21 protein-coding genes, 1 tRNA gene and 1 riboswitch are annotated in these 23,370 nt (G+C 66.9%); of the genes, 13 read left to right on the top strand and 9 right to left on the bottom strand.

What is annotated here, in order from left to right; genetic code table 11:
- On the top strand, positions 1 to 1,269 hold a 1,269-nt coding region (locus tag CVUC_RS06260), incomplete at its 5' end, for a UDP-glucose dehydrogenase family protein (protein ID WP_101685797.1).
- A gap of 550 nt (positions 1,270 to 1,819) precedes the next feature.
- On the opposite strand, the gene CVUC_RS06255 is transcribed toward CVUC_RS06260, so the two are convergent.
- Positions 1,820 to 1,893 (bottom strand) — tRNA-Cys (locus CVUC_RS06255).
- A gap of 651 nt (positions 1,894 to 2,544) precedes the next feature.
- Between CVUC_RS06255 and CVUC_RS06250 the strand changes: the two genes are divergently transcribed.
- Entirely contained in the window at positions 2,545 to 3,852 is a 1,308-nt protein-coding gene (locus CVUC_RS06250) for a UDP-glucose dehydrogenase family protein (RefSeq protein WP_096033748.1), read from the top strand.
- Positions 3,853 to 3,854: 2 nt separating this feature from the next.
- Entirely contained in the window at positions 3,855 to 4,829 is a 975-nt protein-coding gene (locus CVUC_RS06245; protein WP_096033747.1) for an NAD-dependent epimerase/dehydratase family protein, read from the top strand.
- 357 nt (positions 4,830 to 5,186) lie between these two features.
- Here the strand turns inward: CVUC_RS06245 and CVUC_RS06240 are convergent, their stop codons facing one another.
- Complete coding sequence (locus CVUC_RS06240) at positions 5,187 to 5,504, bottom strand: heavy metal-binding domain-containing protein (protein WP_010920235.1); 318 nt, start codon at positions 5,502 to 5,504, stop codon at positions 5,187 to 5,189.
- A gap of 183 nt (positions 5,505 to 5,687) precedes the next feature.
- Here CVUC_RS06240 and CVUC_RS06235 point away from each other — a divergent pair, with 183 nt between their 5' ends.
- Both CVUC_RS06235 and CVUC_RS06230 read left to right on the top strand, forming a co-directional pair.
- Entirely contained in the window at positions 5,688 to 6,152 is a 465-nt protein-coding gene (locus CVUC_RS06235; RefSeq protein ID WP_024265801.1) for a DUF4112 domain-containing protein, read from the top strand.
- Between the two features lie 36 nt (positions 6,153 to 6,188).
- Positions 6,189 to 6,650 carry a DUF4112 domain-containing protein gene (locus CVUC_RS06230; protein WP_096033746.1) on the top strand — a complete coding sequence of 154 codons (462 nt, stop codon included), beginning with the start codon at positions 6,189 to 6,191 and terminating at the stop codon, positions 6,648 to 6,650.
- Here the strand turns inward: CVUC_RS06230 and scpA are convergent.
- Positions 6,647 to 8,791: a methylmalonyl-CoA mutase gene (gene scpA / locus CVUC_RS06225; protein WP_096033745.1), complete on the bottom strand. Its 2,145-nt coding sequence runs from the start codon at positions 8,789 to 8,791 to the stop codon at positions 6,647 to 6,649. The two genes, CVUC_RS06230 and scpA, sit on opposite strands and share 4 nt — an antisense overlap.
- A gap of 4 nt (positions 8,792 to 8,795) precedes the next feature.
- Complete coding sequence (locus tag CVUC_RS06220; protein WP_096034791.1) at positions 8,796 to 10,247, bottom strand: methylmalonyl-CoA mutase subunit beta; 1,452 nt, start codon at positions 10,245 to 10,247, stop codon at positions 8,796 to 8,798.
- A gap of 172 nt (positions 10,248 to 10,419) precedes the next feature.
- On the opposite strand from CVUC_RS06220, the gene CVUC_RS06215 reads away from it, so the two are divergent.
- From CVUC_RS06215 to CVUC_RS06195, 5 genes are all read left to right on the top strand, one after another.
- A complete protein-coding gene (locus CVUC_RS06215; RefSeq protein ID WP_096033744.1) occupies positions 10,420 to 11,427 on the top strand; it encodes an NAD(P)H-dependent flavin oxidoreductase in 1,008 nt (335 codons plus the stop codon).
- Positions 11,428 to 11,520: 93 nt separating this feature from the next.
- Positions 11,521 to 12,258: a DUF2793 domain-containing protein gene (locus tag CVUC_RS06210; protein WP_096033743.1), complete on the top strand. Its 738-nt coding sequence runs from the start codon at positions 11,521 to 11,523 to the stop codon at positions 12,256 to 12,258.
- A gap of 57 nt (positions 12,259 to 12,315) precedes the next feature.
- Positions 12,316 to 12,426: riboswitch (yybP-ykoY riboswitch) on the top strand.
- Positions 12,427 to 12,510: 84 nt separating this feature from the next.
- Complete coding sequence (locus CVUC_RS06205; RefSeq protein ID WP_096033742.1) at positions 12,511 to 13,086, top strand: TMEM165/GDT1 family protein; 576 nt, start codon at positions 12,511 to 12,513, stop codon at positions 13,084 to 13,086.
- Between the two features lie 133 nt (positions 13,087 to 13,219).
- Complete coding sequence (locus CVUC_RS06200) at positions 13,220 to 16,798, top strand: hydantoinase B/oxoprolinase family protein (RefSeq protein ID WP_164468155.1); 3,579 nt, start codon at positions 13,220 to 13,222, stop codon at positions 16,796 to 16,798.
- Positions 16,783 to 17,286: a low molecular weight protein-tyrosine-phosphatase gene (locus CVUC_RS06195; protein WP_096033740.1), complete on the top strand. Its 504-nt coding sequence runs from the start codon at positions 16,783 to 16,785 to the stop codon at positions 17,284 to 17,286. The genes CVUC_RS06200 and CVUC_RS06195 overlap by 16 nt, the downstream gene beginning before the upstream one ends.
- Positions 17,287 to 17,306: 20 nt before the next feature.
- Here the strand turns inward: CVUC_RS06195 and CVUC_RS06190 are convergent, their stop codons facing one another.
- From CVUC_RS06190 to CVUC_RS06175, 4 genes are all read right to left on the bottom strand, one after another.
- Entirely contained in the window at positions 17,307 to 17,804 is a 498-nt protein-coding gene (locus CVUC_RS06190; protein WP_096033739.1) for a hypothetical protein, read from the bottom strand.
- Positions 17,805 to 17,949: 145 nt separating this feature from the next.
- Positions 17,950 to 18,594: a DUF1190 domain-containing protein gene (locus tag CVUC_RS06185; RefSeq protein WP_096033738.1), complete on the bottom strand. Its 645-nt coding sequence runs from the start codon at positions 18,592 to 18,594 to the stop codon at positions 17,950 to 17,952.
- Between the two features lie 10 nt (positions 18,595 to 18,604).
- Positions 18,605 to 19,036 carry a DUF350 domain-containing protein gene (locus CVUC_RS06180; protein ID WP_096033737.1) on the bottom strand — a complete coding sequence of 144 codons (432 nt, stop codon included), beginning with the start codon at positions 19,034 to 19,036 and terminating at the stop codon, positions 18,605 to 18,607.
- Between the two features lie 164 nt (positions 19,037 to 19,200).
- On the bottom strand, positions 19,201 to 19,854 hold the full coding sequence (locus CVUC_RS06175; protein WP_164468279.1) for a YjfK family protein: 654 nt from the start codon (positions 19,852 to 19,854) through the stop codon (positions 19,201 to 19,203).
- A gap of 148 nt (positions 19,855 to 20,002) precedes the next feature.
- Between CVUC_RS06175 and CVUC_RS06170 the strand changes: the two genes are divergently transcribed.
- From CVUC_RS06170 to CVUC_RS06160, 3 genes are read left to right on the top strand one after another with little or no spacing between them, the layout of a single operon-like run.
- The gene (locus tag CVUC_RS06170) at positions 20,003 to 20,674 is read left to right on the top strand and encodes a YjfI family protein (RefSeq protein ID WP_096033735.1); all 672 of its coding nucleotides are present in this window, start codon (positions 20,003 to 20,005) and stop codon (positions 20,672 to 20,674) included.
- A gap of 23 nt (positions 20,675 to 20,697) precedes the next feature.
- Positions 20,698 to 21,456, top strand: coding sequence for a PspA/IM30 family protein (locus CVUC_RS06165; protein ID WP_010920220.1), 759 nt, complete (start codon positions 20,698 to 20,700; stop codon positions 21,454 to 21,456).
- Positions 21,456 to 22,619 carry a glutathionylspermidine synthase family protein gene (locus tag CVUC_RS06160; RefSeq protein WP_096033734.1) on the top strand — a complete coding sequence of 388 codons (1,164 nt, stop codon included), beginning with the start codon at positions 21,456 to 21,458 and terminating at the stop codon, positions 22,617 to 22,619. Before CVUC_RS06165 ends, CVUC_RS06160 begins: the two co-directional genes overlap by 1 nt.
- Here the strand turns inward: CVUC_RS06160 and CVUC_RS06155 are convergent.
- Positions 22,616 to 23,353, bottom strand: a complete 738-nt coding sequence (locus CVUC_RS06155) for a copper homeostasis protein CutC (protein WP_096033733.1) — start codon at positions 23,351 to 23,353, stop codon at positions 22,616 to 22,618. The two genes, CVUC_RS06160 and CVUC_RS06155, sit on opposite strands and share 4 nt — an antisense overlap.
- Between the last annotated feature and the right edge of the window lie 17 nt (positions 23,354 to 23,370).

The raw sequence follows: 23,370 nt of genomic DNA, 5'->3' as shown, positions 1-23,370 counted from the left end.
GTGTCTGGGGCGTGCTTCGCCGACTTTGGTCACGTGGTGACGTGCATCGACAAGGATCCGAGCAAGATCGAGCGCCTGGAGCGCGGCGAGATTCCGATCTTCGAGCCGGGCCTGGATGACCTGGTCGCCCGCAACGTTCGTGAAGGCCGGCTGTTCTTTACGCTCGAGGGCGCCCAGGCGATCAAGGACGCCGATGCGGTGTTCATCGCCGTGGGCACGCCGACCCGTCGCGGCGATGGCCATGCGGACCTGTCGTACGTCTATGCGGCGGCCGAAGAGATTGCCGGCCTGATCGACGGTTTCACCGTGGTGGTCACCAAGTCGACCGTGCCGGTCGGCACCGGCGACGAGGTCGAGGCGATTATCAGGAAGACCAATCCGAACGCCCAGTTCGCCGTGGTCTCCAACCCGGAGTTCCTGCGCGAAGGCGCGGCGATCGAGGACTTCAAGCGCCCCGACCGCGTGGTGGTCGGCACCGACGATGAGCGCGCCCAGGCGGTGATGCGCGACCTCTACCGGCCGCTGAGCCTGAACGAGACGCCGATCGTCTTCACCGGCCGCCGCACCAGCGAGCTGATCAAGTACGCGGCCAACGCGTTCCTGGCGATGAAGATCACCTTCATCAACGAGATGGCCGACCTCTGCGAGAAGGTCGGCGCCGACGTCCAGTCGGTGGCCAAGGGCATTGGCCTGGACAAGCGGATCGGGGCTAAGTTCCTGAACGCCGGCCCCGGCTATGGCGGCAGCTGCTTCCCGAAGGACACGATCGCCCTCGTGAAGACGGCCCAGCAGTACGGCGCGCCGACCCGGCTGATCGAGACCACGGTCGAGGTCAACACCGCCCGCAAGAAGGCCATGGCCGAGAAGGTCGCCGAGGCCATGGGAACCCGCGACCTCAGCGGCAAGACCATCGGCGTGCTGGGCGTGACCTTCAAGCCCAACACCGACGATATGCGCGACGCGCCCAGCCTCGACATCCTGCCGGCCCTGCAGGCCATGGGCGCCAAGGTCCAGGCCTTCGATCCCGAAGGCGCCAAGGAAGCCGCGCACATGCTGGCCGGCGTCGAGTTCAAGGCGGGCGCCTATGACGCCGCCGAGGGCGCCGACGCCCTGGTGATCCTGACCGAGTGGGACCAGTTCCGCGCGCTCGACCTTGATCGCCTCAAGAGCCTGCTCAAGACCCCGGTCGTGGTCGACCTGCGCAACGTCTACAAGCCCGCCGAGATGAGGGCCGCAGGAATTTTCCATACCGGGATTGGGCGGGGATGAAAGCGGTTCCGGTCTTGGGCGAATAAACAACAGTCACGAAAGTCGAAGGCGCGCGCGATAAGTTAGGAGAGCCTTTGCGCGTTCTGATCGTGGGATTGAACTACGCGCCTGAACTGGTCGGCTGCGCCAAGTACACAACGGAATTGGCCGAGGATTTGCTGCGACGCGGCCATTCGGTCGAGGTTGTGACCGGCCCGCCCGACTATCCAGCTTGGGAAATGGGAGCGGGCTATTCCGGAGCGACTGGGTCACGAGAGGCGCCTCAACGGCGTGACGGTCCACCGTAGCCCCTTTATGTCCCGCGCCGACCCGGCGGTCTTCGTCGTGTCGCTCACTTGGCGTCATTTGGTTTGAGCGCTACGCCCGCAGCGATCGGAGTGGCGCGCCGGCTTCGCCCTGATATCGTATTTGCTGTTGCACCCACCCTGACGGCCGCCGGCGCGGCTTTGGCGGCGGCCCGGGTTTCTGGAGCAGCGTCGTGGCTGCATACTCAGGACTTTGAGGTCGACTCTGGCCGATCGACGATGTCGCTAAGTGATTGCAATAATGATGGAGGCCCGGGCCGGAATCGAACCGGCGTGCACGGATTTGCAGTCCGCTGCGTCACCACTCCGCCACCGGGCCATCCGGGTGTCGACGCAAATCACGTCGGCGGGGGAGGGGGTTCGATACAGGAGCGTTCGCGGGCCTGCAACCAGCAAATCGCGCTTCGCCTTTGAGGTCTCCTTTGGGCGTCCAGTGCGGCGTTCACCGCGAAACTTGGCACGAGCGCGATAGGGGGCGAGCGTCGTCAGCTTCCGGCGCTGCTCCGAGATCTCAGGCATCGGCGGGCGGCTTCGCTTGGAGGACGAGAACGCCAGGCTCAAGCGCACGCTGCCGGGCGCGGGTGGCAGACGCCTTGCTATCGGGCGCTCGGGTGGCCCGCGAACTTGACGCTATCATCGCCCGGCGAGGAAGCCCGGCCCGACCTGCTCCAAGGTCGAGGGCAAGGCTCAAATCAACCTAGGACTCTCGTTCTAGCTGGATGAGAAATGGGGGTCACATCAGGACCCATAACTTCTCTCTGGCGGGGCGCCCCCCTGGCAGCGGGGCGTTGTGACCGGCATTGTTCGCAGTCGCGAGCACCCGCATAGCGGCGCCTATGGCCAACACCATTCGTGACGGCGTCATTTCAAGCGAGTAGTCATGCCCTGGGCTATACAGGCTGCACGATGCTGGTCTTGTGTTCAATCTGTAGGCCCAGCTTGATTGAGCGGCGAAGGCGATAGGGAAAATATGCGCGTAGCGATGATTGGCACGGGTTATGTGGGCCTGGTGTCTGGGGCGTGCTTCGCCGACTTTGGTCACGTGGTGACGTGCATCGACAAGGATCCGAGCAAGATCGAGCGCCTGGAGCGCGGCGAGATTCCGATCTTCGAGCCGGGCCTGGATGACCTGGTCGCCCGCAACGTTCGTGAAGGCCGGCTGTTCTTTACGCTCGAGGGCGCCCAGGCGATCAAGGACGCCGATGCGGTGTTCATCGCCGTGGGCACGCCGACCCGTCGCGGCGATGGCCATGCGGACCTGTCGTACGTCTATGCGGCGGCCGAAGAGATTGCCGGCCTGATCGACGGTTTCACCGTGGTGGTCACCAAGTCGACCGTGCCGGTCGGCACCGGCGACGAGGTCGAGGCGATTATCAGGAAGACCAATCCGAACGCCCAGTTCGCCGTGGTCTCCAACCCGGAGTTCCTGCGCGAAGGCGCGGCGATCGAGGACTTCAAGCGCCCCGACCGCGTGGTGGTCGGCACCGACGATGAGCGCGCCCAGGCGGTGATGCGCGACCTCTACCGGCCGCTGAGCCTGAACGAGACGCCGATCGTCTTCACCGGCCGCCGCACCAGCGAGCTGATCAAGTACGCGGCCAACGCGTTCCTGGCGATGAAGATCACCTTCATCAACGAGATGGCCGACCTCTGCGAGAAGGTCGGCGCCGACGTCCAGTCGGTGGCCAAGGGCATTGGCCTGGACAAGCGGATCGGGGCTAAGTTCCTGAACGCCGGCCCCGGCTATGGCGGCAGCTGCTTCCCGAAGGACACGATCGCCCTCGTGAAGACGGCCCAGCAGTACGGCGCGCCGACCCGGCTGATCGAGACCACGGTCGAGGTCAACACCGCCCGCAAGAAGGCCATGGCCGAGAAGGTCGCCGAGGCCATGGGAACCCGCGACCTCAGCGGCAAGACCATCGGCGTGCTGGGCGTGACCTTCAAGCCCAACACCGACGATATGCGCGACGCGCCCAGCCTCGACATCCTGCCGGCCCTGCAGGCCATGGGCGCCAAGGTCCAGGCCTTCGACCCCGAAGGCGCCAAGGAAGCCGCGCACATGCTGGCCGGCGTCGAGTTCAAGTCGGGCGCCTATGACGTCGCCGAGGGCGCCGACGCTCTGGTGATCCTGACCGAGTGGGACCAGTTCCGCGCGCTCGACCTTGATCGCGTCAAGAGCCTGCTCAAGACCCCGGTCGTGGTCGACCTGCGCAACGTCTACAAGCCCGCCGAGATGGAGCGCCACGGCTTTACCTACGCCTCCATCGGGCGCGGCTGAGCATGAGCAAGGCGCCCATCATCGTCACGGGCGCGGCCGGCTTCGTGGGCTACCACGTGGCCGAGCGCCTGCTCGACCGCGGCGAGACCGTGATCGGCGTCGATGTCTTCAACGCCTACTACGACCCGGCCCTCAAGGAGGCCCGCGCGGCGCGCCTGGACGGCCGCGACGGCTTTACGATGCTCCGTATGGACATCGCCGACCATGAGGCCTTGGCCGACCTAGTGAAGGCCTCCGGCGCCCAGAAGGTGATCCACCTGGCCGCCCAGGCCGGCGTTCGCTACTCGATCGAGAACCCGTTCGCCTATGAGCGCAGCAACCTGGCCGGCCATCTCTCGGTGCTGGAAGCCTGCCGCCACGCCGGCGTCGAGCACCTCGTCTACGCCAGCTCGTCCAGCGTCTATGGCGACCGCCCGCTGAATGGCGAGGGCTTCAAGGAGAGTGATCCGGCTGAGAGCCCGGTGTCGCTCTACGCCGCCACCAAGCGCTCGTGCGAGTTGCTTAGCCAGAGCTACGCCAAGCTCTACGGCTTCCCGCAATCGGGCCTGCGGTTCTTCACGGTCTATGGCCCGTGGGGGCGGCCGGATATGGCCTATTTCAGTTTCACCGAGAAGATGCTGAAGGGCGAGACGATCGAGGTCTATGGCGAGGGCAAGATGGCCCGCGACTTCACCTATATCGACGACATCGTCGACGGCATCCTGGGCGTCCTCGATAACCCGCCGGCCAAGGGCGGGCACGAGGTCTACAACATCGGCGACAACGACCCCGTCGGCCTGATGGACATGATCAACACGCTGGAAGCGGCGCTGGGGATCGAAGCCAACAAGGTCTTCCGTCCTATGCAGCCGGGCGACGTCACCGCCACCTATGCCAATATCGACAAACTGCACGCCCTCTGCGGCTACAAGCCCAAGGTCAAGCTCGCTGAAGGGTTGGCGCGGTTTGTGGACTGGCGGAGGGGCGCTAGAGTTTAGCGTTCTCCCAAGGCCAGATTGAAGGCTCGTGCCGGAACCGACCGGGGCGCACGGACTTGTGGTCGCTGCGTCAGCAACCCACCGAGGGGCTGCGCCTGTAGGTCATGTGCGCCCCAGATAGGGCCAATAGAGAGATGATGGGCGGTCCTCACGATCGGCCTCTGAGCCAATCAGATCGGAAAGGGCTCTGTTTGAAAGTCAGAGTGTTTCTCGATCGCATTTTCGTACTCATCGAAAACGCTCACAGGCTGTCTGTCTGACTTAGACAGAGCCGTTTGTGTTACCCAGAAGGCTATAAAGTAAACTATCTAGAGCACGTTTCGGTAGTTTGACAGCGTACACTTAAACCTCCCGCGCCTAGAGGACGACGGCGGTCCCGGAAACCGACACCATCATCATCGAGCCCTGCGGGCCGACAGTATTGTAGTCGAGGTCGACCGCCAGGATGGCGTTGGCCCCCAGCTTCTCGGCTTCCTTGATGAGGTTCTTCATCGCGTCCTCGCGGGCGCGGGCCAGGACGCGTTCGTACGACTTGGAATGGCCGCCGATAAAGTCGCGGATCGCCGCCAAGAGGTCGAGAACGACATTCGCGCCCAGGATCGACTGGGCGTAGATCGCGCCCTTGTACTCCTGCACGGGGCGGCCTTCGATGAATGGCGTAGTCGTGATCAGCATCCGAGAATCCTGGCGGACCGTGTCGTTAACTTAGGCGCAAACCTCGTCTTTCGCGAGGGGCTCCCTCCGTACGCGAGACTTTCGATCACGCTGTTCGCTCAGGGCGGGAATCTGGCCCGCCGCCACTTCCTGCGGGGCCGTGCTTCAGGCAGATTGCCCACGTTTACCGCGTCCCGGAGCCCCTTGGTGATCTTCGCGAAATCGCACGTCGAGCTGCACAACATCCGCGCCAATGTGGAGCGGGTGAAAAAGCTCTCCGACAATGTCGTGGGGGTGGGCCCCTTTGGCGTGGGCCTTGATGGCCTGCTGACCTGGATTCCGGGGGCGGGCGAGCTCTACAGCCTGGGCGCGGGCGGCCTGATCGTGCTGGACGCCGTGCGGGCGCGGGCCGCGCCGATGGTCATCATCCAGATCTGCGCCATCATCCTGATCGACACCGTCGCCGGCTCCATTCCCGTGGCCGGCAAGGCGGCCGACGTCCTGTTCACCGGCCACAAGTGGTCGGCCGACCTGTTGACCAACCACATGGACGACACGATCTATTTCGAAGGGACCCGCAAGGAGGTCCAGGCGACGCAAGAGTACCGTGACCTGCTGGCCCGTATCCAGGCCGGCAAGGAGAAGCGACGGGTCGTCTTCCTGGGCTGACGGTAACGACAACAGGGACGGAGCGTTGAGCACAGCATGACCGACGACATCTCTGTCTCCGCCGACTATTCCGACCGTCACACAGATCGCCGCGCCAAGGCCCATCGCGCCTGGCGGTCGGCCGAAAGCATCAAGGGGCTGTCGGACCGTCTGATAGGGCTCGGGCCTTTCGGACTGGGCCTTGACGGCGTGCTGTCGTGGGTGCCTGGCGTCGGCCCGCTCTACAGCGTCGGGGCAGGCGCCTTGCTGATTTTCAACGCCATAAGCGCCGGCGCGTCTATCGCGACGGTCGCCAGAATGCTGGCCTATGTTCTGGCCGACACCGCGACCGACGCCGTGCCGTTCGCCGGCTCGGTGGTCGACATGCTGTTCCCTGGCCACCTGATGGCGGCCAAGGCGCTACAGAAGGACATCGAGGCCCGCCACGGCCTGCCCGACGAGATCGCGGCCGAGCGCTCCCAGAAGAAGCGCGGGCTGTTTCGTCGGAAGGCCGCCTAGGACTGGGTGTAGCCCAGCTGCCGGTTCAATTGCTCCAGCAGCTCGATGGCCGCTTCGGCGATGACCGTCCCCGGCGGGAAGATCGCCGCAGCGCCCGCGTCGCGCAGGGCCTGGAAGTCCTGCGGCGGGATCACGCCGCCCACGACCATCAGGACGTCGTCGCGGCCCTGCTTGGCCAGCTCGGCCTTCAGCTCCGGGGCTAGGGTCAGGTGACCGGCGGCTAGAGAGCTGGCGCCCACGACGTGGACGTCGTTCTCCACCGCTTGGCGGGCGGCCTCGGCGGGGGTCTGGAACAGAGGGCCGATGTCGACGTCGAAGCCGAGATCGGCGAAGGCGGTGGCGATCACCTTCTGGCCGCGGTCATGACCATCTTGGCCCATCTTGGCGATCAGGATGCGGGGACGGCGACCGTCGGCCTGCTCGAACGCCTCGACCATGGCCTTGGCGCGCGCGGCGGTGGGATCGTTGCCGGCCTCCTTCATATAGACCCCCTGGATCGACTTGATCTCGGCGCGGTGACGGCCGAACACCTTCTCCAGGGCGTAGCTGATCTCGCCCACGGTGGCCTTGGCGCGGGCGGCGTCGACGGCCAGAGCCAGCAGGTTGCCATCGCCCCGCGCGCCGTCTTCCAGAGCCTTCAGGGCGGCCTCGGTGGCGGCCGGATCGCGCTCGGCCTTCAGGCGGGCCAGCTTCTCCAGCTGTTGCGCGCGGACCGCGCCGTTGTCGACCTTCAGCACCGGGATGTCGTCGGCGACCTCGGGCTTGTAGCGGTTGACGCCCACGACGCTCTGCTTGCCGCTGTCGATGCGGGCCTGGGTGCGGGCGGCGGCTTCCTCGATGCGGAGCTTCGGCAGGCCCTGCTCGATGGCCTTGGCCATGCCGCCCAGCGCCTCGACCTCCTCGATGTGGGCCAGGGCCTTCTGGGCCAGCTCGTAGGTCAGGCGCTCGACATAGTAGCTGCCGCCCCACGGGTCGGCGACGCGGGTCGTGCCACTTTCCATCTGCAGGAAGAGCTGGGTGTTGCGGCTGATCCGGGCCGAGAAGTCGGTCGGCAGGGCCAGGGCCTCGTCCAGGCTGTTGGTGTGCAGGCTCTGGGTCTGGCCGTTCACGGCGGCCATAGCCTCGACGCAGGTGCGGGCGACGTTGTTGAACACGTCCTGGGCCGCCAGCGACCAGCCCGAGGTCTGGCTGTGAGTGCGCAGGGACAGCGAGCGGTCGTCTTTGGGATCGAACTCGCGCTTCATCAGGCGGGCCCAGAGCAGGCGGGCCGCGCGCATCTTCGCCACTTCCATGAAGTAGTTCATGCCGATCGCCCAGAAGAACGACAGGCGTGGCGCGAACTGGTCGATGCTCATGCCGGCCGCGACACCGGCGCGGGCGTATTCGACGCCGTCGGCCAGGGTGTAGGCCAGCTCCAGGTCGGCCGTCGCTCCGGCCTCCTGCATGTGGTAGCCGCTGATCGAGATCGAGTTGAACTTGGGCATATTCGCCGAGGTGAAGGCGAAGATGTCCGAGATGATCCGCATCGAGGGCGCGGGCGGATAGATGTAGGTGTTCCGCACCATGAACTCTTTGAGGATGTCGTTCTGGATCGTCCCCGAGAGCTTGTCGGGCGAGACGCCCTGCTCCTCGGCCGCGACGATGTAGAGCGCCAGGATCGGCAGCACCGCGCCGTTCATGGTCATCGACACGCTCATCTTGTCGAGCGGGATGCCCGAGAAGAGGGTGCGCATGTCCAGGATCGAGTCGATGGCCACGCCCGCCATGCCGACGTCGCCCTTCACCCGCTCGTGGTCGCTGTCATAGCCGCGGTGAGTGGCCAGGTCGAAGGCCACCGAGAGGCCCATCTGACCGGCCGCTAGGTTGCGGCGATAGAAGGCGTTGGAGTCCTCGGCGGTCGAGAAGCCCGCGTACTGACGCACCGTCCACGGGTTGGTCACGTACATGGTCGGATAGGGGCCGCGCACGAACGGCGCCACGCCCGGGAAGCCGCCGGTGAAGTCGAGGCCCGCAACGTCGCTCGCATCGAAGGCCGGAGCCACGGCGACGCCCTCGGGCGTGTTCCAGGCCTCGCCTTGGGGCGCGGCCGGGGCGGGGACTTCGGCGAAGTCGATCGTCGTGAAATCGGGGAACTTGCTCATGAGCTCAGGCTCCCTCGAAGGCGGCGGCGAAGCGAACCGGCGTCAGGGCCGGGCAATGGCTGTCCGGTCCGGGCAGGCGGACGTCAGGACCTTGGACGGCGAAGGCGGACGGGTCGGGTGTCTCGACCTCCGGGGTCTTGTCGTCGGCGTTGGGGAAGACGGTGACGCCCAGGATCTTGCGGCTCTTGTCGGCGTAGGCGGCCTCCTGGACCGTGCGGCTCTTGGCGACGGCGTCAGCGATGAGGCCGGCCTCCAGGGCCTTGATGACACCGCCGGCGCCTTCGATGGCCTGGAACGACGCCCAGGCGGCGCGGGCCAGCTGGTCGGTCAGGCTGTCGAGGTACCAGGCCCCGCCGGCCGGATCGGCGACGCGGCCCAGGTGGCTCTCTTCCATCAGGACCAACTGGGTGTTGCGGGCCTGGCGGCGGGCGAAGGCGGTGGGCAGGCCGATGGCGTCGGTGAAGGCGTCCAGCACGATGGCGTCCGCGCCCCCGACCGCGCCGGCGAACCCGGCCGAGGTCAGGCGCAAGAGGTTCGTCCAGGCGTCGGCCTTGGCCAGCATACGCCGCGAGGAGCGCGCCTCGATGGTCGGGGCGACAGTGACGCCGCAGGATTCTGTGAGCCGCGCCCAGAGGGCCTTGGCGGCGCGCACCTTGGCGACGCCGGTGAAGTACTCGCCGTCCAGGCTGACGCCCAGGACGATACGGCCGAACGCCTCCTCGATCGTCAGGCCCGAGCGGACCAGAGCCTTGGCATAGGCGAGAGCGCTGGCCGTCATCAGGGCCAGTTCCTCGACATTGGAGCCGCCCGCCTCATGCGCGGCGCGGCCCGTGGCCAGGAACAGGCTGGCCCTGGCGTAGGTGGCCGAGAGCCGCGTGGCCACCGTCGCGGCGTTGAAGACATGGCTCTCGATCGGGCCAGGGCTGGCGCCGGTCTGGGCGAAGGCGGTCAGCGGATCGAGATGAAAGGCGAGGGGGGCGTTGGGCGCGGCCTTGGCCAGCGCGCCCAGCCAGTCGGCGGCCTTGGGACCCAGGAAGCCTGCGTCGAGCGCGACGGGCGCGAGGTCCAGCAACACGCCCGAAAGGGCCTTGCCAAGATCATCGGCCGAGCCGACCGCGACGCCGTTCGCGCCGGTCGGATCGATCTGCAGCAGCACCGAGGCCGCCCCGCCTTCGAGGTCGGTGAGCACGTCCTTGGCCGCGCGCGTCGGAACAGGATGGGCCGCGCGCATCCGCAGGTCCCAGGGGCGGTCGGTGTCGCGGGCGCGCAGGTCGCGCGCCACGGCGACGCCGTCTTCCGCCGTGTAGAGCGGCTGGATCGTCAGGCCGTCTGGTGTCGTGACGGTGAGCGCGTCGTCGAAGCTTTGACCTTTGAGGGTCTTCTCGACCAGGGCCATCCAGCGCGCGCGGGTCGCCGCGTCGCCTTGGGCGCCGAAGTCCTCGGCCAGGGGCGTCATCGCCTCGGTCAAAGCGTCTCTCTCCTGCACTGCAGCATTCTTGTATTTTTGATCGTGATGCGCCCCTGCCGCTACGGCCGTCAAGCCTTGCGTCTGGGCCAAACACTTGTTTAAGCTGATCGCTGATCAGATATTCGGCGTCTCAAGCCGACCTCCAAAAGGGAGCTTCTCTATGGCCCTGCCGCCGATCCTGCGCGACCGCCTGCGCCTTCCGGTCATCGCCTCGCCGCTGTTCATCATCAGCAACCCGGACTTGGTGATCGCCCAGTGCAAGGCGGGCATCGTCGGGTCGTTCCCGTCGCTGAACGCGCGCCCGCTCTCGCAGCTGGACGAATGGCTGGCCCGGATCACCGAGGAACTGGCGGCCTGGGACAAGGCCAACCCCGACATGCCGTCGGCGCCGTTCGCGGTGAACCAGATCGTTCACAAGACGAACAACCGTCTCGAAGACGACATCGCCATGTGCGTGAAATACAAGGTCCCGCTGGTCATCACTTCGCTGGGCGCCCGCGAGGACGTCAATCAGGCGATTCACTCGTACGGCGGCATCACCCTGCATGACGTCATCACCGACCGCTTCGCTCGCAAGGCGATCGAGAAGGGCGCAGACGGCCTGATCCCGGTCGCCGCCGGCGCGGGCGGCCACGCCGGCACCCTGTCGCCGTTCGCGCTGATCCAGGAAATCCGCCAGTGGTTCGACGGCCCGGTGGCGCTGTCCGGTTCGATCGCCTCGGGCCGCTCGATCCTGGCGGCCCAGGCCATGGGCGCGGACCTGGCCTATGTCGGCTCGGCCTTCATCGCCACCAAGGAAGCCAACGCCGTCGAGGGCTACAAGCAGATGATCGTCGACAGCAAGGCCGACGATATTCTCTACTCGAACCTCTTCACCGGTGTGCACGGCAACTATCTGCGGCCTTCGGTCATCAAGGCGGGCCTGGACCCGGAGAACCTGCCGGAAAGCGATCCGTCGAAGATGAACTTCGGCTCGGGCGGCAACCAGGACGCCAAGGCCTGGCGCGACATCTGGGGCTGCGGCCAGGGCATCGGCGCGATCGACAACGTGCTGACCGCCGGCGAACTCGTCGCCAAGTTCGCGGCCGAGTATGAGCAAGCCAAGGCCGAACTGGCCGCCAAGACGGCGTTTACCGCCGGAAAACACTTGGCTTTCGCCGCCGAATAGACGGGGGGATCACGGGGACGGAACAGCTTCCGTCCCCGCCCTTCGCGGCGGCCCGATGCTTGGAGCGGATTTCAACCCCGCTCGGAGCCGCCCATGTTCGACGATGTCACGCCCCGCCTTGGCCTGCCCTATGTGGTCGCCGCCCAGGCCCAGAAGCACATTCCCATCAATGAGAGCCTCGCCCGGCTGGACGCCCTGGTCCAACTGGCGGTGGAAAGCCGCGCCCTCGCGGCCCAGCCCGTCACTCCGGTCGCGGGCGGCGTCTGGATTCTGCCGACCGCCGCCACCGGCGCGGCCTGGGGCGGTCTGGCGGCCGGAACCCTGATGCGGTTCGAGGCGGGCGCGTGGGAAGCCCTGGCCCCCGCCGAGGGCGTGCTGGCCTGGGTCAAGGACGAAAACCAGGTCGTCGCCTTCGACGGCGCGGCCTGGACGCCGCTGTCGGCGACGTTCCGCAGCACGATCGCCGCGACCTCGCCGGGTCTGGCCAATACTCGGCTGGAGATTCTCGAGCAGGAGGTGACGCTCTCGGGCGCGTCGACGGCGACGACTATCGTCATCCCCAACCGCGCCATCGTGCTGGCCGTCTCCACCCGGACCACGGTCGCGATCACGGGGGCGGCCTCCTACAACTGCGGCGTCGCGGGCGAAGCCAGCAAGTTCGGGGGCGCGCTGGGCGTGGCCAAGAACGCCAGCAATGTCGGGGTTATCGGACCGACGGCCTTCTACGCCGATACGCCGGTGGTGCTGACGGCGGTGGGCGGCGCCTTCGTCGGCGGAAAGGTGCGGGTGGCGATCCACGTGATGCGCTTTGACGCGCCGCAAGCCGTCTGATCCCTCCCCCATCAAGGGGGAAGGGAGATTGACCCGGAAGCCTCCAAAGGCTAAACGCCGCCCACCTTTGGGGAGTAGCCGCCCGCGCCTATCAGCGGGCCCCGCCGTCAACACACTTGATCTTCCGGATCATGGCGCGGGGAAGGGAAGCGGACTTGAAGCTTCCTTGGCGAGACCAATGGCGCCGATCGTCATCCGGGCCGGGTGGGGTATCGACGCTATTGGCATGCGCCCGGCCCGAGGACTGTTTTCATGGAAAGCCTGCTCGTCTCGACCCTGGTCGTGGCCATCGCCGAGATCGGCGACAAGACCCAGCTTCTGGCCATCATCCTGGCCACGCGGTTCAAGAAGCCGATCCCGATCATCATGGGCATCCTGGTGGCGACGCTGGCCAACCACGCCCTGGCCGCCACGGCGGGCTACTGGGTGGCCGACTTTCTCAGTGGCGTCTGGTTCAAATGGGCCATCGCCGTCTCGTTCATCGCCATGGCCGCCTGGGCCCTGATCCCGGACAAGGCCGACGACGAGGATGGCGACGCGGCCGGACGCTATGGCGTGTTCCTGACCACCACCATCGCCTTCTTCCTGGTCGAGATGGGCGACAAGACCCAGATCGCCACGGTCGCCCTGGGCGCCAAGTTCCAGTCGATCGCCTGGGTCGCCGCCGGCACGACCCTTGGGATGATGCTGGCCAACGTCCCGGCCGTTTATCTGGGCGAGGCGGCGACCAAGGTCGTGCCGCTCAAGTATGTGCGTATCGGCGCGGCGGCGATCTTCCTGGCGCTGGGGGTGTGGGGGATCGCTGAGGCTTCCGGCCTATTGAAATAGCCTCTAAACCCGAATTCCCCGGCGAATGCCGGGGCCCAGATCATAAGGCTGTTTGGCGCCAGGTTGTTTGAGCGCATCGGCTGCATCTGGGTCCCGGCATTCGCCGGGAAAATCGGATTCTATGGGGACGTCGATGACCGCTCGCGGCTGGGAGTTCTGGATCGATCGCGGCGGCACGTTCACCGACATCGTTGCGCGCCGGCCGGACGGGTCCTTGGTCACCCACAAGCTGCTGTCGGAGAATCCTGAGCACTATGCCGACGCCGCCGTGGCGGGCGTTCGTGCGCTGCTGCCCGAGGGCGCCGCCATCGATGCGGTGAAGATGGGCACCACCGTCGCGACCAACGCCCTGTTGGAGCGCAAGGGCGAGCCCACGGTGCTGGCGATCACGAAGGGCCATGCCGACGCGCTGCGGATCGGCTACCAGGCCCGGCCCAAGCTGTTCGAGCGCCACATCGTCAAGCCCGAAGCGCTCTATGACCGCGTCGTCGAGATCGACGAGCGGATGAGCGTTGAAGGGGCAGCGCTGCGGCCACTGGACGACGCCGCCGCACGCGCCGGCCTTCAAGCCGCGTTCGACGCCGGCTTCCGCGCCGTGGCGATCGCGCTGCTTCACGGCTTCCGCTTCACCGATCACGAGGCGCGGGTGGCGATGATCGCCCGCGAAATCGGCTTCACCCAGGTCTCGGTCAGCCACGAAGTCAGCCCGCTGATGAAGCTGGTCGGACGGGGCGACACCACGGTGGTCGACGCCTATCTGTCGCCGATCCTGCGGCGCTATGTGGACCAGGTCAGCGGGGCGCTGGGCCGCGACACCCGGCTGCTGTTCATGCAGTCCAATGGCGGCCTGACCGACGCGCGGGCTTTCCGAGGCAAGGACGCCATCCTGTCCGGCCCGGCCGGCGGCGTGGTCGGCATGGCGCGCACGGCGGCCGAGGCCGGGTTCGATCGGGTGATCGGCTTCGACATGGGCGGCACCTCGACCGATGTCTGCCACTATGCCGGCGCCTATGAGCGGGCCTTCGAGACCGTCGTGGCGGGCGTGCGGATGCGCGCCCCGATGATGAACATCCACACGGTGGCGGCGGGCGGCGGCTCGATCTGCAGCTTCGACGGCGCGCGGCTGCGGGTGGGACCGGCCTCGGCCGGGGCGGTTCCGGGTCCGGCGGCCTATCGCCGAGGCGGGCCGCTGACCGTCACCGACTGCAACGTGATGCTGGGCAAGCTGCGGCCCGAATTCTTCCCGAAGGTGTTTGGTCCGGGCGCCGATCAGCCGCTCGATGTGGAGGCCGTCACGCGCGGCTTCGAGGCGATGGCGGCGCAGATCACCGCCTCGACCGGCCGCGTGATGACCCCGCAGGAGGTCGCCGAGGGCTTCGTCACCATCGCCGTCGAGAACATGGCCAAGGCGGTGCGGCAGATCTCGATCCAGCGCGGCTATGACGTGACCCGTTATGTGCTGGCCTGTTTCGGCGGCGCGGGCGGGCAGCATGCCTGTCTGGTGGCCGACGCCTTGGGCATGAGCAAGGTAATGATCCACCCCTTCGCGGGGGTGCTGTCGGCCTATGGCATGGGCCTGGCGGACCTGCGCCTGATCCGCGAGGAGACGGTCGAGCGACCCCTGGACCAAGCCGATGATCTGGCCGAGCGCGCGGAGCGTCTCGCCGCCGAGGCGCAAGCCGCGCTGCGTGCGCAGGACGTTCCCATGGCCGCGCTGGAGACGGTGGCGAGCCTGCGGGTCAAGTACGCCGGCACGGACACGCCGCTGGTCGTGCCTCTAGACGAGCATGTCCGAGCGACCTTCGAGGACCTGCACCTGCGTCGCTTTGGCTTTGTTTCGCCGACGACGCCGCTGGTCGTCGAGACCCTGTCGGTCGAGGCGATCGGCCACGCGGATGCGGGCGAGCGCCCGAGCTTCGGCGCCAGCGCTGCGGGGGGCGCGCCGACGCCGCTCGCCACCGTCGAGGCGCGGATGGCGGGCGAGGCTCGTGTCACGCCGGTGTTCGACCGTGAAGCGCTGGCGGTCGGCGCCGAGGTCCCTGGCCCCGCGATCATCCGCGAAGCCACGGGCACCACGGTGGTCGAGCCCGGCTGGCGGGCGAGCGTCGACGCGCAACTGAACCTCGTCCTTGAGAGGATTGTCGCCCTGCCGAGCCGCAAGGCCATCGGTACGGACGCCGATCCGGTGATGCTGGAGGTGTTCAACAACCTCTTCATGGCCGTGGCCGAGGAGATGGGGTTCGCCCTGCAGAACACCGCCTATTCGGTGAACATCAAGGAGCGGCTCGACTTTTCATGCGCTCTGTTTGATCGCGATGGCGCCCTGATCGCCAACGCCCCGCACATGCCGGTGCATCTGGGCTCGATGGGCGACAGCGTGCGGGCGATCCGCGAGGCGCGGCGCAGCGATGGCCGCGGCATGCAGCCCGGCGACGTCTACATGCTGAACGCGCCCTACAACGGCGGCACCCACCTGCCGGACGTGACGGTGGTGATGCCGGTGTTCGACGGCGAGGGCGAGCTTCGCTTCTACGTCGCCGCGCGCGGTCACCAGGGCGACATCGGCGGGATCACGCCAGGCTCCATGCCGCCCAGCAGCCGCACGGTCGAGGAGGAGGGGGTTCTGATCGAGAACTTCCTGCTGGTCGAAGACGGCCGCTTCCGCGAGGCTGAGACCCGGGCGCTGCTGGCCTCTGGCAAGTGGCCCGCCCGCAATCCTGACCAGAATATCGGCGACCTGAAAGCCCAGATCGCCGCCTGCGCGCGCGGGGCTGAAGCCCTGACCGGGATGGTCGCCGAGTTCGGCCTGGAGGTGGTCGAGGCCTATATGGCCCACGTCCAGGACAACGCCGAAGAGGCCGTCCGCCGCGTGCTGGCGACCATGCAAAGCGGGGCGTTCGCCTACGAACTCGACGACGGCGCGGTGGTCCGGGTGTCGATCAAGGTGGATCAGGCGGCACGGACCGCCCGTGTCGATTTCACTGGCACCAGCGATCAGGTCCCGACCAACTTCAATGCGCCGGCCTCGATCTGCCGGGCGGCGGCGCTGTATGTCTTCCGCACCCTGGTGGACGACGAAATTCCGATGAACGACGGCTGCCTGCGGCCGGTCGAGCTGGTGATCCCCGAGGGCTCGATGCTTCGGCCGCGCTATCCGGCGGCGGTGGTGGCGGGCAATGTCGAGACCAGCCAGGTCGTGGTCGACGCCCTCTACGGCGCCCTGGGCGTGTTGGCGGCGGCGCAGGGTACGATGAACAACTTCACCTTCGGCGATGATCGTCGGCAGTACTACGAGACCATCTGCGGCGGTTCCGGCGCAGGGCCGGACTTTGCGGGGACCGACGCGGTCCAGACCCACATGACCAACAGTCGCCTGACCGATCCCGAGGTGCTGGAAGCGCGCTATCCGGTGCTGGTCGAGGCGTTCTCGATCCGGCGTGGCTCAGGCGGAGCCGGCGCCAACCGGGGCGGCGATGGCGTCGTGCGCAAGATCGGCTTCCGCGAGCCGATGACCGCGACCCTGCTGTCCAACCGCCGCCGCGTCGCGCCGTTTGGCCTCGAAGGGGGCGAGTCCGGCGCCTTGGGATCGGCGCGGGTCGAGCGCGCCGATGGTCAGGTGCAAGCCTTGGGCGCGACCGACCTCGTCGAGGTGTCTGCGGGCGACGTGATTGTCATTGAAACACCCGGTGGCGGCGGGTGGGGGAGCGCCTGATGGCCCGGGCCACGGTTCTGTTCGTCTGTATGGGCAACATCTGTCGCTCGCCGCTGGCTGAGGGTGCTTTTCGCGCGGAAGCCGAGCGCCTGGGCCTGGACGTCGCCGCCGACAGCGCCGGCACCGGCGGCTGGCACAAGGGCGAGGCCCCGGACGCGCGCGCCATCGCCGTGGCGCGCCGCAACGGCGTCGACATCAGCGGCCTGCGCGCCCGTCAGGTGCGGGTCGAGGATTTCCGGACCTTCACCCATATCTACGCGCTGGATCACGACAACCTGCGCGGCCTTCTGAACGTCGCGCCGGCTGACGCGACCGCCGAGGTGGGGTTGCTGCTGAACCTGGTGGACGGCCACGCTGGGCGTGCAGTCATCGATCCCTACTACGGGAACGACGCCGGCTTCGACGTGACCTGGAACGATGTCGTCATGGCCGCCCAGGCCCTGGCGCGACGCCTGATCGACGAGGGCTGGACTCGGACGGCCGAGTGAGGCGCTCCGCCCCGACGGAGCTAGTGCAGCGTTCTTGGGCGCAGGGGCGCGACGGCGATCACCGGCTCGTCCAGGCGCATCGGCAAGGCCATACCTTCCTGCGCCAAAGCGGCGTTCAGGTAGCGAGCCATCAAGGTCACGGCTTCGGGCGCGATCACGAGGCCTTCGATCAGGCGATCGGCCATCTCCAAGCTTGCCGGGCTGACGCCACAGGCCACGATGAGGCGTTGCTCGTCGTCGACGTAACCGCGGCAGCCGGGCGTCGAGAAGCGCAGCGGGCGACGAACCTGCCCCTCGATGGCGCTCATCATCAGGATGAAGGCGCTGGCCAGGCGAGGCGAGATCAGGGCTCCAGCGGTCTTTGAAAGGCGCGCGCCGGGTTCTTCCCGCAGCACACGGGCCGCAGCCCACTGGCGCAGCATCCAGAGCAGGACCCGCTCACCCTCGGCCAGACCGGCGGGGCCGCAACGATCCAGGGCGGCGTCGGAGAAGAGATCTGTGAAATGGTCGGGCCGCACGCCGGAAATCTCCTCGCCTGGCAGGGGGCCGACACCCGCCCTGGCGAACCGACTTCGGTGAGCGGCCCGACACGTTCTTGCGAACGCTTCGCAAATAAGCCTCAGGCTTAGTTGCGAGTCAATCGCAAAAATGTCGGAGCAAAAGTCAGCCGCCGAAGCCGCCCTTGTAGCCGCCGCTGCTGCTGGCGTAGCTGCGTCCGCCGCCGAAGCCGCCCCGCGAGACGACGGAGGTGCGAGTCTGCACCTTGGGCGGCGCGTTGCGGATCACGTCCGGCGGATCGATGCTGGTCTTGCTGATGACCGTCTTGCCGGTGCCGTAGTCGCGCCCGAGCTGGCCGCCCCAGGTCGAATAGTAGCCGCCGCCATAGCGATCATCGCGGCGATACATGCCGGTGCCGCGATAACTGCCGCCGCCGTCCAGCATCTGGCCGATCACGAAGCCCGCCAACAGGGGGCCGAAGAAGCTCTGTCCGTCCTGGCCGCGCGGCACGCAGTTGCCAGGGCCATAGACCTCTTCGCAGGTCGCGCGGGCGTCGTAGCGCGGGCCCTTTTCGGCGTCGTCTTTCTGAGCAGTCGCCCAGGAGGTCGCGCACTGCTCATCCGAGACCTCGTTGGCCGCCTGGCATTCGGCGAGGCTCTTGTAGCTGAAGGCCTGGACCTGTTCGCCGCGGTTGGGGTCCCAGCTGGCCTGGGGCGAGGGATCGTCGCAGCCGGCCAGGGTCAGCGAGGCCGCGCCCGCCAGCATGCTGCTGAGCTTGAGGGAATTCGAGCGCTTGCGAGGAGCGGTCATGGCGAGGTCCTCAGGTGGTCATGCAGGCGGCGTTGAGCAGGCCGACCGCGATGGAGATGCCCGCGAGATAAACGCCGATCGAGACCTCGCCGCTTTCGATGCGGGTCTTGACGTCGGGCAGGGCGACGATGCGAACGCCGGTGAAGGCCGCGATCTGGATCACGCCGGCCAGTGTCGCCCAGGCCGCGAACTCGGGCAGACTGACCGTGTGGCTGAGCGCCGAGGCCAGGGGCAGGACATAGCCGATCAACGCGCCGGCCAGGGCGATGGCGGCCGCCGTGTTGCCTTCCCGGATCAGGGCCTTTTCGTTGTAGGGCGTCACCCACTGGTAGACGTACTTGAAGGCGATGGTGAACAGACCCGCCAACGCGAAGGCCAGCAGGAAGGCCATCGCCCCTTCCTTGAAACCGATGAAGTCGAACATCTGGCTGGCTCTCCTCAAGAAGACCGTTCGATCGGCGTGCGCTGATCGGACGCGTGGCTTGTCAAAAACTAGAGCCCATTAGCTTTAGATGGAATCATCTAAAGCGTAAAAATGGGCCCTAACTATTTGAATCTAAAGCCTGTTTATCTGGTTTAGATGGTTCCATCTAAACCAGGCAGGCTCTAGGCTCTGAACTCGCCCACCGACAGCGGCAGGCCGATCATGGTCTCGTGACTGACGTCCTTGCTGTCCTCGGGCTCGAGGGTCAGGGCCAGCAAAAGCTCGCGGCCATCCCCGTCGAGAAGGTCTCGATGGAACAGCATCACGGTCTGGAACAGGCGTCGGTCGGGCGTCTGGGCGTCGCGCGCATAGTAGACGTCTTCCCAAAGCGTCACGGGATCCTGCTGTTCGGCCTCGTCGCCGAACCACAGGCGCGTATAGGCCGGCAGGCCCTCGGGCTGGAACGTGCGAGACCGCAGGCGCTGACTCCACAGTTCGTGATCGGTTCGATCGGCCGGATACTCGCTGGCCCAGGGCGTGAACACGGTGAAGTCGTTGGCCTTCTGCCCCTCGCGATCGTCGGAGACGACCTGAAACAGGATCTCGTCGTCCGTGTAGAACCGATGGACAAACGCGCCGTCGTTCAGCTGGATCAGGCCTTGGGCGGTGATCTCCAGCGTGTCGCGGTCGAGGGCGAACTTGGTCTCCGCGCCCAGCCGCCGCCAGGCCAGCGGGTCCAGCACCACGGTCCGGCCGATCGTCACGTTGCGAATGATGGGCAGGGCGGGGCCGGAGGGCTGGTCTTTGCGGCCGAAGAGTTTTCCGAACATCGCGATCGGCGAGGCCTCGAATCCTGGGCCGGCTCGCTTATCTGGTGGGCGAAGCCGGTTTCCCGAAAGCGTGCTTGCTCTCGGGTGAAGTCGGTCGCAGGATGACGCTATACGATGGGTTGTCAAGCATACATGTTATGCGTACATGTAACGCATGCCTGCTAGACTGAAGAGAAGCGCTCAGGCCGCTGAAAGAACGCGGGCGTGGCGCGAAGCGCGACGGAACGCCGGCTTCGTGAAAATCGAGGTCTGGGCGCCGGCGGCGTGCAAGCCCGACATTCTTTCGGCTGTGCAGGCCATCGTCGTCGAGTCGGTCCGCGGACCGGCGCTGCAGACCAATCCCCATCCCCCCAAGGGCGTCAGACACATGGACTCCGTTATCGACACCGCCTGGACCATCCACACCCTGCGCGATGGACTGGTGGAAAGCGCGCTCGTGCGCGAGGACGAGATGACCGTGACGGTCGTCGAGGGCGTCGAGCCCGTGCTGATGGTCGTCATGCACGAGTTCGGCGATCTGCCGATCTATGTCAGCGGTGGCGGGCTGCAACTGGTCGTTTCGACCCTGTTGTGGGCCTGCGACGAGCAGAACAATCGCGCGGAATTCAATGAGTTCCTGCTGAAGGCCCAGAAGATCGTGCCGCTGTCGAACTTCGGCATCACCACGGTCGATGGCCGCGACTACTACGAACTGATGGGCGAGATCTCGTCCAAGACCACCTTGCAGACGCTGGTCATCGAGCTGCGCACCCTGGCCGACAACGCCATCGCCGCCGCCAGCGACCTGCGTGATTCCTTCGAAAAGAGCCGCGCTGCGGCCGCCTAACGACAGAGACCGGAGAACTTCGAATGTCTATCTGGAGCAAGCTCTCGGCCCTGTTCCGCGGCGCGGCGCATGACGGCGCGCAGACGGTGGTGGACGCCAACGCCCTGCGCATCCTGGATCAGGAAATCCGCGACGCCGACAGCGCTCAGGGCAAGGCCCGGGACGAGCTGGCCAAGCTGGTCGCGCGCCGCCGCGCGCTAGAGACCGAGGTCGCCCAGCTGACCGACCAGTCGCGCAAGTACGAGTCGTCGGCCCGCGCGGCGATGAACAAGGGCGACCAGGCCCTGGCCCTGGAAGTGGCCCAGCGCATCGCCGACCTCGAAAAGGACGCGGGCCAGAAGTCGACGCAGATGACCGAGCTGCGCGCGGCCGAGGAAAAGCTGCGCACGGTGATCGCCCAGACCGACACCAAGGTCGAGGCGCTGCGCCGCGAGATCGAGATCGTCAAGGTCAACGAAAGCGTCCAGAAGGCGCAGGCGGCCGTCATCTCGCGCTCGGGTTCGGCCAGCGGCGTGGTCGGCTCGGCCGCCGATAGCTTGAAGCGCATCAAGGAGCGCCAGGCGGTTCGCGAGGAGCAGTTCCGACTGCACAGCGAGTCTGAGGACCGCAAGACCGGCGCGGATCTCGACGCCAAGCTGGCGGCGGCGGGCATCTTGCCGGGCGCGAGCGGCGCCGAGGACGTGCTGGCGCGCCTGATGGCCCCGAAGAACGAGGCCCTGCCGGCCCCGATGCTGGCCATCGAGGACAGGCAAAAGGTTGCTCGGGACGGCTCGGACGCCTGATGCGTCGTCTATCTCTGACACCTCGGCCGAACTGGGAACAGCAGGCCGAGGCGGTCGGCTTCACATGGCGCCACGCCGATGGCCGTCGCTACTGGGATGAGCGGGCGGCCTACGCCTTCACGCTGGAGGAGGTCGAGGGCCATCTGGAACCCGCGACTGAGGCTTTGCACAAGCTCTGCCTTGAACTGGTCGAAGATGCGGTCAAAAGCGACGCCCTGATGGCGCGTCTGCAGATCCCTGAGACGGCGCGCGACGTGGTCGCCGCCTCCTGGACCGCGCGTGATCCCTCGCTCTACGGCCGGTTCGACTTCTTCTACGACGGGGACGGTCCCCCCAAGCTCTACGAGTACAACGCCGACACCCCGACCAGCATCTATGAAGCGGGCGTGTTCCAGTGGCTGTGGCTGGAGGACATGATCCAGCAGGGCGCGCTGCCGGAGGCGACGGACCAGTTCAACAGCCTGCACGACCAGCTGGCCGAGCGGTTCAAGGCGATCTTCCCGAACGGCGGCTTTGTCCACTTCGCCAGCGATCCCGACTTCGTCGAGGACCGTCAGACGGTACGGTTCCTGGAGGACATGGGCCGCCTGGCGGGTCTTGAGCCCAAGTTCGTGCCGACCACGGCGATCGGTCTCGACGCGGACGGCCGCTTCGTCGACCAGGACAACTACATCATCGGCGCGCTGTTCAAGCTGTATCCCTGGGAGGACATGCTCCGAGAGCCCTACGCGGCCAATATCGCGGGCTCCAAGACCCTGTTCCTCGAGCCGCCCTGGAAGGCGGTTCTGTCGAACAAGGCGATGCTGCCTCTGCTTTGGGAGCGGCACCCGGGGCACCCCAACCTGCTGGAGACCTATTTCGACGACGATCCCAAGGTCGAGCGTCTGGGGTCCAGCTACGCCCGCAAGCCGCTGTTCAGCCGCGAGGGGGCCAACATCGAGCTCTGGAAGGACGGCCGCAAGGGCAGGGTGCTCGACCAGGGTTACGGCGCTGAAGGCTGGATCCGTCAGGAACTGAAGCCGCCGCCGAAGTTTGGCGTGAACTATCCCGTCGTCGGCTCGTGGGTGATTGGCGACCAGCCGGCGGGCGTCGGCGTACGCGAGGATCGCAGCCGCGTCACCCGCGACCGCTCGCGGTTCATCCCGCACATCATCGAGGTTTAGAGCGCGCGCAGCGCTTTGACCGCCTCTGCAACGGCGGCTTGGCTGGTGTCGCGAAGCTCGGGCGGAACAAAGCCCATGGCGCCGAGCTGCGAGCGCGGATCGGCGCCGGGAACCGGACCGCCGAACGAGCCATGCGCCTCCCGCACGCCCGTCCGGCGCACCAGTTCGGCGATGTTGCCGGGCCTGACGCCCGCTCCAGCCATGATGCTGATACGCTCGCCCGCCTGTTCCACCAATGCGGCGAGCCTGTCTGTCGCGTCCAGCGCGCTCAGCGTGCCGCCCGAGGTCAGCACGCGCTCGAAGCCCAGCTCGACAGCGATCTCAAGCGCTTCGGACATGTCTGGAACCACGTCGAAAGCGCGATGCAGCGTCGTGCCCAGGCCCTCGGCCTGTTCCACCAGCGTGCGCAGGACCTTTAGATCCAAGGCGCCGTTGGCCTGGCTCGCGCCGATCGTGACGCCGGGCAGGCCGTAGCCTCGAACCGCGTCGATATCCCGCCGCATCGCATCCAGGTCGCGCGCGTCGTAGCAGAAGTCGCCGTGGCGCGGGCGGATCATCGGATAAACCGGGATCGGCGCCGACGCGGCCTGCGCCATCAGGCCGGGCGCTGGGGTCAGGCCTTGCAGGGCGAGCGCCGAGCAGAGTTCGACGCGATCCGCGCCACCGGCGATCGCCGCCGCCAATCCAGCGGGCGTATCGACGCAGACTTCCAGCAGAACGCGATGGGCGGACATGGTTTCTCGTTTGGCCG

This window comes from Caulobacter vibrioides (assembly GCF_002858865.1).
GTDB classification, from domain to species: Bacteria; Pseudomonadota; Alphaproteobacteria; order Caulobacterales; family Caulobacteraceae; genus Caulobacter; species Caulobacter vibrioides.
Note: the sequence above shows the minus strand (reverse complement) of the source record. Positions and strands in the feature narration are given on the sequence as shown.